The following is a 14,782-nucleotide window of genomic DNA, read 5'->3' as shown; positions in this document are numbered from 1 at the left end:
TTTTTCAAAAAATTATGAGCCTACGATTTATTCGTAGGCTTTTTTTGTGCCTTTTAGAATAAAAATCTTTTACGGGAGATGTTCCATCTTACCGAAAACTCCATGATGGTTTCGGCCTTGCTTTTTGTGTACACGTCTTTACGTCTTTGAAGACCAAAATCTAAAAACATGTTTTGATATACCATATACGAAGCCTCTATCTTCCAGTTGCGTATAGTGTTTTCAAGACCTTGCCCTATGTAGTTATTGTAGTCGCCTACACGGTTATATCGGTTGTTTAACATCAAATTGCCGCCATAGTTTAGCGAATCCTTGTCTTCCCCTTTGAGGGCTTTCATGTATATGTAAGATACCTGTAGGTTTGGTATTGGGTGGAAACTCGTTTTAACTATTACTTCTTTGAAATTGGCTCCTAGCGGATGAGCTACAGGCATATTGTAGTTTACCATATTTGTGCTTGTGGTAAAGTGTGAATACGAATATGGCCTTGCTCGGTTAAACTCAACCTGAGCGTCTAGGTTTCTAATTTTAAATACATCGTAATATTTTGCTCCCAGCTGCCAGGTGTATTTTTTTGACCACCAACCATCTTTCTTAAACTCTTTGGAGTTGTATTCATCCAAAACATACTGTCCGTAAGTGCTGATTGACTTAAACAGGTTGAGTTTGAAGTCAGCTCCAACCATGGCATTGTCTGTGCTTCCCAAAAATCCTTCTACGAATCTGTAAAAAATGACAGGATTCAGATAGTTAAATTCAAATCCATGATCACGTTTTCCATAAAAGACACTTTCAAATACTCCTACGTTTAGTTTATTAGTAATGTTGACATTCAGATGGTGAAACGCCATGTATTTCGGAGGGAAACTCGTGGTGCTATTTCCTAGGTTTTGGACCTGCAAGTTGGTCATTTGTCCCAAAATAGAAAGATACTCAAACCTGCCAATTTTAAGTCTCGACTTCAGTTGTAAATATGGAGCACTAAAGTCGCTCAAGATCATGGAGCGAATTCCCGAACCTATAAAGTTTTTGTCATGTCCAAAAGTCATGGTGAGGCTTTTGATGGGCTTAAAACTGATATAGCCAAAGGCTTGAAAATAGTCTGCTTGTAGCTCTTTAAAGTTTTCGTCTTTTATTTTTACAAACGATTGATAAGGTATGCCAGGATAAGACTCAAAATATCGAGCTAAAAACACTGGGCTTGTGGCTTGATTATCAGCCATCATGGTATAAAAGCCGAGTTTTTTGTTTATTCTTCCACGAATCTCTATTCCGCGTGTGTTAATAAACATTTTTTTGGTTGCCCCCAGGTCTCCGCCATTGCTACTTCCTTGCGAATAATGTACGATTGGCGAAAGGTGAACATCAAAATCATCGGTACTTACTTGATAGAAATCACTATTTTTTTGGAATAAATACTTAAAAAGTGGCTTTTTGGAATCGTTTGATTTATATATTTTATTTTTCGAAAATTCCCAATTTGATGCCTGAAGGTTATCAAAAAGAACTTTGTCGTTTTTTGAAAGCTTTATATAACTTAAGGTGTCAAATGAATCTAAAAATGCTCCAATGTCGTCCCTTTCAAATGGTTTCAGATTTGTGTGAAAACTGTTTGAGAGTTTGCCTGACTTAACTTCTAAACGCTCCATGTTGGCGTAAGTTTGGTCGTCTATGGGCATATATGCCCCTTGAGCTAAAGTTGATTTGTACGAGTGGACTAGTGAAACGGTTAATAGAAACAATACAATCTTTTTTTTCATCCAGCTTTCGTTCTGTTTTTTGAGAACACGAAATTAATTATAAATTTTCCTTTTCGTTAGAATCACGCTAATTATTAATAATTTTGGAACATTGGCCTGTTTTACTTGGTTTTATTACTGCACGTACTCATTACATATTTATGAAAACATTTGATATTCCTGAAATTTACAAGAGTAACTTAATTGGGAAAATAAAAGAACAAAGACGGGTTAAGGATAAACTGAAAAAAGACTTTAGTCCGTCCGTTTTTGATTTTGGAAAAGTAGAAATACTTTTGGCTAGACATTTTGGGTTTTGCTACGGTGTAGAAAACGCAGTTGAAATTGCCTATAAAACCATAAATGAAAATGAAGGAAAGCGTGTTTTTTTATTAAGTGAAATGATTCACAACCCTGATGTAAATGCGGATTTGCTATCGCGTGGGGTCAGGTTTTTGATGGATACTAAGGGAAATTCCATTATTGATTTTTCGGAGCTTACTCCTGAAGATGCCGTTATAGTCCCCGCCTTTGGAACCACCATTGAGATTCAGAATAAACTTTCGGCTTTGGGTATTGATCCATATAAATACGATACCACTTGCCCGTTTGTAGAAAAAGTATGGAACCGAGCAGGGCAAATAGGGGAGCGTGGATATTCAGTAATTGTTCACGGCAAGCCAAACCACGAAGAGACCCGGGCCACATTTTCGCACAGTAAAGAAGGTTCGGCTACGGTCATAATTGAAGATATGAAAGAAGCGGAAGTTTTGGCTGAATTTATTACTGGGAAACGTGAGGCTGCTAATTTCTTTGAGGTTTTTGAGGGTCGGTATTCAGATGGGTTTGATCCTGCCAAAGATCTTCAACGATTTGGTGTGGTAAACCAAACCACCATGCTTGCTACTGAGACTCAGGCTATAGCTGATTATTTAAAACAAGTGTTGATTGATTATAAAAATCTTAGTGAGGAGCAAGTTCCTGCTTATTTTGCAAGTACCAGAGATACATTATGTTATGCTACGAATGATAATCAAGATGCCACTTATGCTCTTCTAAAAGCGGATGCGGATATTGCCATCGTAGTTGGCGGCTACAACAGCTCCAATACTACACACTTAGTAGAGCTTTTGGAAAAGCAAATGCCTACATTTTTTATACAATCTCAAGATAAGTTGATTTCTAAAACTGAAATTTCACACTTTGATATTCATCAGAAAAAAGAAATAGTTAGTACTGAAGTTTTTAATGGAACAGATAAAAAAAGAATCATATTGACGTGTGGGGCTTCTTGTCCTGACGCTGTAGTAGAATCTGTTTTATTGAAGTTATTATCATTTTATGAGGTAGAGTTGAATGAAGAAAAAGTATTGAGTAGTTTATAATTTTTTATACAATTTTAATGTAAAATTTTGCCACACTTGTAAAATTTTTATTATTTTCAACGTTATAATATAAATCGCAACAAAAAAACAATATAGGTTACCATGAAGATGTTAGAATATGTAAAAATGATTCTTGACAAAGTCAGTTTCGATAAGAAACTTTTTGAAAAAGAACTTAAAAAAGGACTTAAAGACCTGCTTCCAGATGAAATTAAAGAACTTAAAAGTTGGTGTTATGAGAAGTTTGGGAGTTTGTATCAAAGCGTTTTAAACAAAGTTTTTAGAAGGCGTCCGGCTTTCTTAAATACATAAAAAAAGGGGTCGATTTTAGATAATCGGCCCCTTTTTATTTTTAATTTCTATCAAATGTCAACCTCTGTGAGTTTTGACTTGGAGTAAAGTTCCCTTCTTTGTAAACTATCTGTCCCGAAACCATCGTGAGATATACTTGGTCCTTAAAAGTTTTTCCTTCGAACGGCGACCAGGCAGCTTTGCAATAAATATTACTTGGCTCTACGGTTTGGGGTTTGTTTAAGTCAAGTAAAACTAAGTCAGCCCAATACCCTTCTCTTATAAAGCCTCTTTTGTTTATTTTAAAGCACTTTGCAGGTGCGTGAGCCATTTTCTCAACTATTTTTTCAAGGCTAATTTTCCCTTTGTTATAAAAGTCTAACATAACTTGTAAACTATGCTGCACCAAGGGTAGTCCTGCAGGGGCACTCCAATAGTCTTGCGACTTCTCTTCTTGGGTGTGGGGAGCGTGGTCAGTGGCAATTATGTCAAGTTTGTCGTTCAGTAATCCTTCAAAAAGCATGTCTCTTTGATTTGCTTTGATAGCTGGGTTACATTTGATTTTGACGCCAAGTTTTTTGTAGTCTTCAGCATCGAAATATAAATGATGCACGCAGACTTCTGAGGTTAGATGTTTTTGTTCCAAAGGAATGGAATTATCAAAAAGTTCTAATTCTTTTCCCGTAGAAATATGCAATATGTGTAACCTTGTTTTGTGCTTCTTTGCTAGGTCGCTTGCCATTTTAGATGAAAGGTAACAGGCTTCTATATTTCTGATCTGAGCATGAATATCAAAAGGTGGCGTAGTGTTTTCGTAGAGACTTTTAAAGTGTTCTAAGTTTGCTTTTACTGTAGCTTCGTCTTCACAGTGGGTAGCTATAAGACCACTAAAGTTACCAAAGATTTTTTCTAAAGTATTTGGGTTATCTACGAGCATATTTCCAGTAGAACTTCCCATAAAAAGTTTAAGCCCGCAAACGTTTTTCAGGTCGGTTTTCATGGCTTCGTCATAATTGTCATTTGACCCACCCATAAAAAACGAAAAGTTTGCCCAAGAGTTTTGCTTAGCTATTTGGTATTTGTCTTCTAAAAGCTCTTGTGTAAGGGCATTTGGAACTGTATTGGGCATTTCCATAAAACTGGTAGTGCCACCTGCCACCGCCGCCCTCGACTCAGAGGCGATATCTGCTTTGTGTGTAAGGCCGGGCTCTCTAAAGTGCACTTGGTCATCTATTACACCTGGCATTAAATACCTTCCTTGGGCGTCGATGGTTTCGCTTAAGCCTTCTGTGCCTAGGTTTTTACCTATTTTTTGAATAATGCCATCTTCTATCAGGATGTCATTTTCTTCAATTTTACCTTCGTTTATTATTTTACAGTTAATAATAAGTGTTCGCTTCATAAGATTACTTTTTTAAGGTTTTTAATTCAGCTTGGGCGGCTTCTGCCACCCATTTGTATTCTGCTACTTCGTTACATTTTTTATAAAAGGCCTGTGCTTTGCCTAATTCGTTTTGGCTGGCAAAGGCACGTGCCATGCCCAAGTATGCCATGCTGTGATACTCTTTGGTGTATCTGTCGTCTGATTTGAGTTGAAGGCTCCTTGCGTAGCTGTTTAGTGCTTTGCTAAGGTTGTTTCTGTAGTGTTCTTCAATATATCCATCAAAAACCAAATACGATATTTTCGATATTCTATCTGTACTGTTCGCTAAAGATCTATTGAGGTTATTGGCTTGTTCAAACTGTTCATTAAGCAAAAGGCACTCGATATATTTAATCTTCAATATATCGTTTTCTGGATATTTAGCATATAAATCACCGGAATAATAAAGGGCTTTTTTGAAATTGCTCTGGTATTTAATATTGATGTTGGTGAGATACATAGATGCCTCTACACGGCTAAAAACCGAGCTTCTAGTGGCTTGCTCAAGTTCTTGTAGGCCCAGTTTTTTATTTCCACCTTCAAAAAACATGACTACAGGTTTTACCATGCCGTGGTTTTCGGGGTATTGCACCCGATAAAAATTATATAGGCCAGTGGCGAACAAAAACTCAGGAATTTCATTTTTAAGCTTTTTCCCCTCCAAAAAATATGAATAAGCTTTTTTTGCTTCACTCGCAGCTTCCAAATATTCCTTTTGGTAGTTGTGCGAAAGTGCGATAAAGCCATAAGAGGCTAATAAAAAAAACGTACATTCTTTGGTATAAGCGGGGTTTTTATAAAGTTTTTTCGCTGAAGAAATACACTGCTCTAGTTCAGAAGTGTATTTTTTGAGCATTGCTGGGTTTTGGTCGATGGGCAAATATCGCCACTGAAGTTCCACGGCGTTTAATAAATAAACTACAGGGTGATTGGCGTATTTTCTTTTTACGGGGTCAAGCACACGGTCCGCTTTGTCAAATTCAAGGTTGTATATGTAGTCGAGTCCCGCCTTTGTGGCGTCGCGAGCTGTGTTGTCTTGCAGAAACTGAGCTTGAGTTTTTGTGACAACCAGTATAAATAATAGAAAAGTTAAGTTTTTAAAATTCATAGGTTATAAAAAATGCCCTTCTTACGTAGGTAAGGAAGGGCATTAAATTTCGTGTAAAGGTAGTTCTTACAGACTAGTGCTCAAGAAGTTCATTACCGAATCATAGTTTTTCGTATCTACGCCGCTTTTCTCTAGAAGAGCTCCAGTAGTTTTAGAAGTAACTACGATATCAAAAGTAAGGTCTTGACCTGGCTTAAGAGTAGTAGTACCACCGAAAAGGTTAGTTTGGTAACGATAGAAAATTTCTACTTGACCAGTTTTGTAACCGTAATCTAAACGCTCAAGAGAGTTGTCAAGGTCTTTCGTAAAAGTGATTGGAAGAGCTTTTAATTGATCTACATTTTTTACAAAAACCATAACGAATTTATCTGTAGATACTAGAGCGTTTTGAACTGCAACGGCACCCCATTTGCTAGTTACTCCGCTTCCAATACCGCTTACGTCTACTTCTTTGAAATCTTCAGGCTTAACTGTAACTTGGAAACTTACTACGTTAGCATTTCCATCTTTACCGTTAGTTCCGTTAACTCCGTCTTTACCGTTAGTACCATCTTTACCGTTAGTTCCGTTTGCTCCAGCAACACCAGCAGCACCAGTATCACCCTTTGGACCTACTTCACCTTGGTCTCCTTTACATGACCATAAAGCTGTTGAAGCCGATAGTGCAATAATTGATAGTAGCTTTACTAATTTCTTCATAATTTTGAATTTAAGATTTATTTGACTTCGAGATTTTTAGCAATATTATTGAAATTTGGACAACTTTGCAAATCAAACCTAATGAATATTTATTTTACGGCAATATATTTTTTAACTTAACATACGTCAAAAATATGGACAAACTAGATTGTCTCAACCAAGTAGCGGAATTTCATACAACATTTCATCACCCAATAGAGAAAACCCCCATTATTCCTGATTCTAAGCGTTGTGATTTAAGAGTGGAGCTTATAGCAGAAGAACTTAAGGAACTGCAAGAGGCCATAAAAAATAATGATTTGGTAGAAGTTGCTGATGCCCTTTGCGATATTCAATATGTGCTTGCTGGTGCTGTGCTTGAGTTTGGTCTGGGCGATAAGTTTAAAACGCTTTTTGACGAAGTACAACGCTCAAACATGAGTAAAGCATGTGAAACCATCGAAGAAGCAGAAGCTACTGTGAAACATTATGAAGCAAAAGGGTTTCCGTGCTATCATAAAAAAGACGGCAACCGATGGTTGGTATTTAGAACCGCGGACAACAAAACACTTAAAAATATCAATTATTCTCCTGCGGATATAAAAGGTATTTTAGAAAATTAAGCATTTATGTTAGAGCAAAAATACATTGATTTTTTGGTAGAGCGTTTTTTGGCGTATGTCAAAATCGACACCCAGTCTGATCCTTTTATTAAAAGTTTTCCTTCTACCGAAAAACAGAAAAACCTGGCGGAGGTTTTGGTAAGTGATCTAAAGCGAATAGGGATAAAAGAGGTGGAGTTAGACCAAAATGGCTATGTGTATGCTACCGTTGAGTCAAATTCAGAGAAAACGACTGTTCCTAAAGTTATGTTTTGCTCACACATGGACACCTCGCCTGACTGCTCTGGAAAAGATGTGAAACCCATCATTCATGTCAATTATCAAGGGGAAGACTTGGTTTTGCCAGATGACCCTTCGGTGATTTTGAAATCTCAAAACCATCCGGACTTGCCTAACCAAATAGGAAATGACATAATAACTGCCAGTGGAACCACACTTTTGGGTGCCGATAATAAAGCGGGTCTTGCAGAAATTATGACTGCTATGAAGTTTTTGGTAGAAAATCCGGAAATAAAACACGGCGATATTAAAGTGCTTTTTACCCCAGACGAAGAGGTGGGTAGAGGTACCGAAAAGGTTGATTTGGATAAATTAGGTGCAGATTTTGGTTATACCATCGATGGGGAAACACTTGGATTGGTAGAAAACGAAACTTTCTCAGCCGATGGAGTGGAAGTTATCATAAAAGGTGTGAGTACACATCCGGGCTTTGCGAAAGACAAATTGCAAAATGCTATAAAAATTGGATCTGAGATAATCGCTAAGTTACCTAAAAATGAGCTTTCGCCAGAGACCACTTCGGGTAAGGAAGGGTTTATTCACCCGACAGATTTTGTCGGAGGGCAAGAAGAATGCTCGCTTCATTTTATTATTAGAGATTTTGAAACGGATGGTTTAAAACAAAAAGAGGACTTTTTAGAGCGTATTTGTCAGGAAGTTCTAGAAAACTACCCCGAATCTAGTTTTGAGTTTAATGTAACCGAGCAATACCGAAACATGAAAGAGGTTTTGGATGTTCATCCTGAGGTTAGTGAAAACGCAGTAGAGGCCGTCAGGCGGGCTGGGGTGAGTCCAAAGCTGCAAAGTATACGCGGCGGCACCGATGGCTCTAGGCTGTCGTTTATGGGGCTTCCGTGTCCAAATATCTTTGCGGGTGAACATGCGTTTCACTCAAAAGAAGAGTGGGTTTCTGTACAAGACATGAGCAAGGCCGTAGAAGTAATAATTAATTTAGCCCAGATTTGGGAAGAAAAAGCATGAGTATACAACAGAATATATTAAAAATTAGCGAGCAATTGCCAGAGGGCGTTCAGCTAGTGGCAGTGTCAAAGTTTAAGCCTGTAGAAATGCTTATGGAAGCGTATGAGGCTGGCTTCAAGGTTTTTGGGGAAAATTATGTGCAGGAGTTAGTAGAAAAATACGAACAAATGCCCAAAGATATAAAATGGAATTTTATAGGACATTTGCAGTCGAATAAAGTCAAATATATTGCTCCGTTTGTAAGTTTAATTCATTCTGTAGATAGTTTTAAACTTTTAAAAGAAATAAACAAGCAGGCCGAAAAAAATGAACGTGTGATTGACTGCTTGTTGCAAGTTTACATAGCCCAAGAAGATACCAAAACGGGTATAGATGAAGCCGAGTTATTTGAATTGTTAAAAAGTGAGGCGTTTTTGTCTTTGAAAAATATCCGGATTGTTGGCTTAATGGGCATGAGTACATTTACCGAAAATATGGACCAAGTAAAAACAGAATTTAAGTCTCTAAAAACGATTTTTGATAAAATCAGAGAAGAAAATATAGGAGATTTGGGTGCCGATTTTAAAGAGATTTCGATGGGGATGAGTGGTGATTGGCCGCTTGCAGTGGCAGAGGGCAGCACCATGATTAGGGTGGGAAGTGCAATTTTTGGAAATAGATAAATAGTAATAAAATGAATAAGTTATTTTTATTGGCAGGCTCAGTTTTGGGGATGTTAGGAGTAGGTTTGGGTGCGTTTGGTGCTCATGCGTTTAAAGCCATGCTGGAGTCAACCGGAAGGTTAGATACCTACGAAACAGGTATCAAATACATGTTTTATCATGCCCTTGCCCTTGTTTTGGTGGGTATTTTGGCCAAAGATTTCACTGCCAAAACTTTGACCTACAGTGGGTATAGCTTTATTTTTGGTACAATAATATTCACAGGAAGCTTATTGTTAATTTGCTTTACTGGAATAAAAATATTCGGAGAGGTGGCTCCTATCGGAGGCACACTTATGCTAGTAGGCTGGGCACTTTTGTTTTATACGGTGTTAAAAGCTTAGTTTCAGTTAAACTCCTGCATATTAACTAGTTTTCGGTAATAACCGTTCTCCTTTTCATAAAGGGACTGGTGATTTCCGGTTTCTACCACTTCGCCGTTTTGAACCACGTAAATCATGTCCGCCTTTTGGATGGTGCTCAGTCTGTGAGCTATCACTAAGCTGGTGCGGTTTTTCATAAGGTTAAAAAGTGCCTCTTGTACCAACTTTTCCGACTCCGTATCTAATGCCGAAGTGGCCTCGTCTAAGATCAATATCGGAGGGTTTTTTAATATGGCCCTGGCAATCGAAAGTCGCTGCTTTTGGCCACCCGAAAGTTTGGTTCCACGATCGCCAATGTTAGTTTGGTAGCCTTGGTCTTGAAGGCAAATAAACTCATGAGCGTTTGCTATTTTCGCTGCCGCCTCCACTTCTTCTTTTGTGGAGTTTCTTCCAAAAGCTATGTTGTTAAATATCGTGTCATTATACAAAATAGCCTCTTGCGTAACAATTCCCATTTTGTCTCTAAGGCTCTCTTGTGTTATGTTTTTTAAGTTGTGTCCGTCTATTGTAATGGCACCACTTTGTGGGTCATAAAACCGTATGGCCAAGTCTGCCAATGTAGATTTTCCACCACCTGAGTTGCCTACCAAAGCTATCGTTTTACCTTTAGGAATTCGTAGATTTATGTTGTTTAACGTAGTTTTTTCGTCTATGTAAGAGAAACTAACATTTTCGAAGATTATTTCATTTTCAAAACTACTTAGAATTATCGCGTTTGGAGCGTCTTCTAGGTTTGTATTTTGGTTTAAGAGGTCCATAACTCGCTGCCCCGAAACCAAGCCGCGTTGAGCTTGGCTGATGGCCTGCGAAATATCCTTGGCTGGTCGTACTACCTGCGAAAAAACCGCGATGTATGCGATAAAAGTTGAGGCTGAAAGTGAGCTACTGTCAGTTAAAATAAGGCTTCCGCCAAAAAACAATAAGGATGCCACCATGGTCACACCAACAAACTCAGAAAAAGGATTTGCCAACTCTCTTCTCGAAGAGTACGAGTAAAGCGATTTACGGTATGCTTGGTTTTCGTCTTCAAATTTGTTTGAGATAAATTTTTCAGCAATAAATGCCTTTATAACTCGCATGCTACCAAAGGCTTCGTCCATGATACTCATTAGGTTACTCAAATGCACCTGACTTTCCCCGGCATCGTGTCGCATACGTTTTAGCATAACTCCCAAAAAAGCCCCCGTAATCGGAATTACGATAAGCGAAAACATGGTGAGCTGCCAAGAGATATAAAACAAAATTACCAAGTAAGCTACTAACATAATGAGCTCTTTAATGGCTGCTGAAAACGAATTTGCTATTGAATTTTCCACTTCTTGTACATCCGTGGTGATTCTAGAAATAAGGTCGCCTTTTTTTTCATTCGAGAAAAAACCTAGATGTAAGTTTATGGTTTTGTTAAAAACCGCCTGTCTGAGGTTAGCCACCATATTAGTTTTAAACTTTTCAAGTAGTCTTAAGCTGAAATAACGGGTGATGTTTGCCGTAAAACTCACTCCTAAAATAGTGATACAAACGTATTTTAAACCGCCTAACTTTCCGTTGTCAAGTACTGACTGAGCAAGGTATTTTTGATAATAATCTAAAAAATTAAAACCGCTGACTTCTTTTGCTGCCAATTCGGCTATTTGCGGGTCGGTCATTTGCCCAAAAAGTACGTCTAAAAGTGGCTTTAGTAGTACCAAAGTTAATGCTCCGAATATGCCCGAAAGCAATGACGTAAAAGTAAATGGCACTAGGAAATTCCTTAAACTTCCTGCGTACCTCAATATTTTGAAATAAATTTTCATTGGGACAAAATTAGAAAGGGAATTCGGTTTTTTTTCAATTAGGTTTGTATTTCGTATTTCAGAATAGCCAATGTTACGTTTTATTGTATTTTTCTTTTCTCTAAGTGCTTTTTGGACGTGTAAATCAAAGTCGGTTGATTATAAAGTTTCGCATGGCGTTTACAGTTGGAAAACCTCTTTCCAGAATACCGAGCATGCATTTTTAGATTCTAATCATGTAATGCGAATTTACTTGCGTTTTTTTGATGTTGACATTAGCCAAGGAAAAGCAATTCCAAAAGGGAAAGTTAAGTTTTTGTCTATGCCCGACCGAGAAATAGTCCCAACTGTTTTTATCACAAATCGTACATTTTATGCTTTAACCAAAGAAAAAAATATTGAATTGGTTCAAAACATTTTAGATCAAGTAAAATCAATAAGCCAAGAAAACGACTTTGTTTTTAATGAAGTTCAGATTGATTGCGATTGGACATTGAAAACGAAGGCCATGTATTTTGATTTTTTGAAAACATTGAAGCTCAAATCAATGAAAAGGGTTTCGGCCACTATTCGACTTCATCAGGTCAAATATTTAGAGAAAACGGGAGTTCCACCAGTAGACGAAGGCGTTTTGATGGTTTATAATACCGGCGAGTGGCAAAAATATAGCTCCGATAATTCGCTTTTTGAGCCCAATGTCATTTTGAAATATCTCGATAATTTGGGTACCTATCCGTTAAAATTAAATGTGGCTTTGCCGATATTTTCTCAAACTTTGATTTATCGTTCGGGTCTGTTTTTGAATTTCTTGAAGAATACTACTGAGAGCGAAATTGAGAATAATGGCTTTTTTGAAAAAACAGATAAGCAAAGAGAATATATTTGTACTGAAAACGTCTTTTTTAAGGAAATGTCTTTTCGGAAAGGAGACATTGTAAAAATAGAGCAAGCAGAAGTTGCCGATCTTTTAAAAATTAAAAACACCATTTTTGAGAAGCTAAAAAACAAAGAGTTTTGGCTGATTTTATACCATTTAGAAAACTACAAATACTACAGTACGAAAGAATATGCGGAAATTTATAAGTAAGACAAGTGTTAAGATTTTAGTAGTTTTTGTGATTCTTGCTTGTGGGCCTATGCCGCTCGACTTGGGAGAGTTTTTCTCTCTTTTTTATCCTGAAAATGCCACCTCGCCAACAGAAACTAATCCATATTTTTATACTCCTTTGGTTCTTAACGAAAACACCGAAGCCTATTATACGGCTGCCGAAGAAGGTAAGTCAAAGGAGTCTTTGGAACAAAAACTAAATGTGGAGGCGTGGCAGGGCTATTTGAAAAATAAAGTAGGGGCCAAAGAACTTCAGATGGGTTTGTATGAGTCAGGTATGTTGTCGGGTTTGGTCAAAAAAGTAAAGTATATAGATGCCGAGGCTGCAAGTTATTTGCAGTTTTGTGCCGAAGTAGATGGCAACTCGCCCGTGCAGCGATATTATTGGGAAGAGCCTGTGCCGGTTGATAGTAGCAAATTGGTGGCTTTGTACAACCAGGCATTGAGCGAAAAGTCACAAGCGAGTTCGGCGTTTTTGAAAGAGCGATATGAGTTTCAGTTTATTAAACTTGGGGCTATTTTAGGATTAAATAAAGAAGTGTTAGATGCTTCAAAAAAAGGAGCGGTTTCTGTAAAAGACCAAACATTTATAAGCGAGTGGTCGGAGTCTCGCTTAGCGGGCATAAAAATGGCGATGGGAGATACTGCAGAAGCAGTTTGCCAATTTGCTCAGGTGTTTGCCAAAAGCCCAACGCGACGTTATCAGGCAGACTTAAGCGTAAGGAGGTTGAGCACTAAGTGGTTTGAAGAGAGCTTGGTTTTTGCTAAAAGTGATGACGAAAAAGCCAATGTGTATGCCTTGTGGGCCATTCAGCCATTTCAAGATGGGTTGCATTTGGGAGAAAAAATATACGCATTAAACCCTAATCATCCGATGCTGGAGTTGGTTTTTGCTCGAGAAATCAACAAGAACGAGAAGACGTTTTTCGCAGAGAGAAATGCGAGAATCTATATTTTTGACACAAAATATACCGACGATGAAGGAAAAATAGACGAGATAAAAATTGATAAGGCTCAAAAAGAAGGCGAACAGTATATTGTTCAATTACAAGGTTTTGCCAATACGGTGCTGTCAGAAGAGAAAAACAAATCCTTGGATTTTTGGAGGTTGTCTTTGGCGTATTTGTATTACCTCAAAGGCGATATTGAAAAAGGTTCTGCTTTGGTTGCCCAAATGAAAGTTTCGGAGAATCCGTTTATAAATAAGCAAGCCACGTTTCTTGAATTTGAGTTTTTAGACAAAGTCTATACGCCCGAAACCGAAAGTATTTTGATGGACAAAGCCGTGGCATTTGCAGAGGTTAAGACCTTTAGAGACAATAATTTCAGGCAAAAAATATCGGAAAGCCTGTATACATTTTATACCAAACCCAAAACCCAAAAACGGAGCACTTGGGGCTGGCTAACTTCTTGCTCTTCACAAGACGAGCATTTTGAAAATCAGGATGTTAAAGGATTTTTGGCATTGCAAATGGGTGCTACTACAGGAGGTGACTATGGCTATGAATTGAGTAAAACTCAGAATTTTTATGTAGACACATGTTCGTCTGGTTTTTTGAAAAAAGTCATCGCATTTGTGCATTCTTCTAAACTTAATCCGGCAGAGAAAAAACTGGTTAACTATGCCCACCTTGAGCCCGAATATTTGGAGTTGGCATTGGTTAGGGCTTTGGTTTCGGAGGGAGACTATGCCGATGCCTCCGCTCAAATCTCTAAGGTTTCTGACGCTTATTTAGTATTAAATGGTTTTACTGATTATTTCTACTCAGATGCTAAAGATTTTAATTTTAACAAAAAAACAAAAGGAGCTGATCCAAAATATTTTTTAAGAAACTTAGCTGACATAAATGCCAAAATAAAAGCAAACAAAGCAACTGCAGATGAGCTTTACGCATTTGGCAAAATGCAATATAATTTGGGGTATTTTGGAAATGGTTGGCTTTTGCAAAAAAGAGAGAAAAGTGAGCTGGATCTCAGATACACAGAAGATATTAGCGGAAATTATTATTCAAACAAGGAAGCCATTGCTAGTTTTGAGAAGGCATTAAGCATGAATCCTGAAAAAGAATTGGCAGCTAAAATTTGTTATGCTGGAGCTCTTTGTGAGCGAAACCAATATTTGGTGAAATTTTATGAAGGGTATCCCGAAGATTATGAGAAAGAAGAAGCATATATTGCCAAAATGAAAGCTCAAGAACTTCCAAAATTTAGGTCATATTTTACCAAACTTTGGCAAAACTATCAGGATACGCAATACCAAAAGCAAGTGTTAAAAGAATGTCAAACCTATGCCCAAATAACCAGATAAGTC

13 protein-coding genes are annotated in these 14,782 nt (G+C 37.7%); 8 read left to right on the top strand and 5 right to left on the bottom strand.

Annotated elements, in window-relative coordinates; genetic code table 11:
- Positions 1 to 53: 53 nt before the first annotated feature.
- Positions 54 to 1,760, bottom strand: coding sequence for a capsule assembly Wzi family protein (locus ACFOOI_RS12500; protein WP_379838315.1), 1,707 nt, complete (start codon positions 1,758 to 1,760; stop codon positions 54 to 56).
- A 140-nt stretch (positions 1,761 to 1,900) separates the two neighbouring features.
- Between ACFOOI_RS12500 and ACFOOI_RS12495 the strand changes: the two genes are divergently transcribed.
- Both ACFOOI_RS12495 and ACFOOI_RS12490 read left to right on the top strand, forming a co-directional pair.
- Entirely contained in the window at positions 1,901 to 3,124 is a 1,224-nt protein-coding gene (locus ACFOOI_RS12495) for a 4-hydroxy-3-methylbut-2-enyl diphosphate reductase (RefSeq protein WP_379838314.1), read from the top strand.
- 108 nt (positions 3,125 to 3,232) lie between these two features.
- Entirely contained in the window at positions 3,233 to 3,436 is a 204-nt protein-coding gene (locus ACFOOI_RS12490; protein ID WP_379840220.1) for a hypothetical protein, read from the top strand.
- Positions 3,437 to 3,476: 40 nt separating this feature from the next.
- Here the strand turns inward: ACFOOI_RS12490 and ACFOOI_RS12485 are convergent, their stop codons facing one another.
- The 3 genes from ACFOOI_RS12485 to ACFOOI_RS12475 all read right to left on the bottom strand — a co-directional run bounded on the left by ACFOOI_RS12485 (position 3,477) and on the right by ACFOOI_RS12475 (position 6,645).
- Positions 3,477 to 4,817: a dihydroorotase gene (locus ACFOOI_RS12485; protein ID WP_379838313.1), complete on the bottom strand. Its 1,341-nt coding sequence runs from the start codon at positions 4,815 to 4,817 to the stop codon at positions 3,477 to 3,479.
- Between the two features lie 4 nt (positions 4,818 to 4,821).
- Positions 4,822 to 5,946 (bottom strand): hypothetical protein, encoded by a 1,125-nt coding sequence (locus ACFOOI_RS12480; RefSeq protein WP_379838312.1) that lies wholly within the window; start codon positions 5,944 to 5,946, stop codon positions 4,822 to 4,824.
- Positions 5,947 to 6,012: 66 nt separating this feature from the next.
- Entirely contained in the window at positions 6,013 to 6,645 is a 633-nt protein-coding gene (locus tag ACFOOI_RS12475) for a hypothetical protein (RefSeq protein WP_379838311.1), read from the bottom strand.
- A 134-nt stretch (positions 6,646 to 6,779) separates the two neighbouring features.
- On the opposite strand from ACFOOI_RS12475, the gene ACFOOI_RS12470 reads away from it, so the two are divergent.
- The 4 genes from ACFOOI_RS12470 to ACFOOI_RS12455 are packed head-to-tail and all read left to right on the top strand — an operon-like array spanning position 6,780 to position 9,552.
- The gene (locus ACFOOI_RS12470) at positions 6,780 to 7,247 is read left to right on the top strand and encodes a pyrophosphohydrolase domain-containing protein (protein WP_379838310.1); all 468 of its coding nucleotides are present in this window, start codon (positions 6,780 to 6,782) and stop codon (positions 7,245 to 7,247) included.
- A 6-nt stretch (positions 7,248 to 7,253) separates the two neighbouring features.
- The gene (gene pepT, locus ACFOOI_RS12465) at positions 7,254 to 8,507 is read left to right on the top strand and encodes a peptidase T (RefSeq protein ID WP_379838309.1); all 1,254 of its coding nucleotides are present in this window, start codon (positions 7,254 to 7,256) and stop codon (positions 8,505 to 8,507) included.
- Positions 8,504 to 9,169 (top strand): YggS family pyridoxal phosphate-dependent enzyme, encoded by a 666-nt coding sequence (locus tag ACFOOI_RS12460; protein WP_379838308.1) that lies wholly within the window; start codon positions 8,504 to 8,506, stop codon positions 9,167 to 9,169. The genes pepT and ACFOOI_RS12460 overlap by 4 nt, the downstream gene beginning before the upstream one ends.
- An 11-nt stretch (positions 9,170 to 9,180) precedes the next feature.
- Positions 9,181 to 9,552: a DUF423 domain-containing protein gene (locus ACFOOI_RS12455; protein ID WP_379838307.1), complete on the top strand. Its 372-nt coding sequence runs from the start codon at positions 9,181 to 9,183 to the stop codon at positions 9,550 to 9,552.
- Positions 9,553 to 9,554: 2 nt separating this feature from the next.
- On the opposite strand, the gene ACFOOI_RS12450 is transcribed toward ACFOOI_RS12455, so the two are convergent.
- Positions 9,555 to 11,384 (bottom strand): ABC transporter ATP-binding protein, encoded by a 1,830-nt coding sequence (locus tag ACFOOI_RS12450; RefSeq protein ID WP_379838306.1) that lies wholly within the window; start codon positions 11,382 to 11,384, stop codon positions 9,555 to 9,557.
- Positions 11,385 to 11,454: 70 nt separating this feature from the next.
- Here ACFOOI_RS12450 and ACFOOI_RS12445 point away from each other — a divergent pair, with 70 nt between their 5' ends.
- A complete protein-coding gene (locus tag ACFOOI_RS12445) occupies positions 11,455 to 12,450 on the top strand; it encodes a hypothetical protein (protein WP_379838305.1) in 996 nt (331 codons plus the stop codon).
- A complete protein-coding gene (locus ACFOOI_RS12440; protein WP_379838304.1) occupies positions 12,431 to 14,779 on the top strand; it encodes a hypothetical protein in 2,349 nt (782 codons plus the stop codon). The genes ACFOOI_RS12445 and ACFOOI_RS12440 overlap by 20 nt, the downstream gene beginning before the upstream one ends.
- The last annotated feature ends 3 nt before the right edge of the window (positions 14,780 to 14,782 follow it).

Origin of the sequence: Lacihabitans lacunae, assembly GCF_042649125.1 — a bacterium.
GTDB lineage: Bacteria > Bacteroidota > Bacteroidia > Cytophagales > Spirosomataceae > Leadbetterella > Leadbetterella lacunae.
This window is presented reverse-complemented; position numbering and strand designations above follow the sequence as displayed.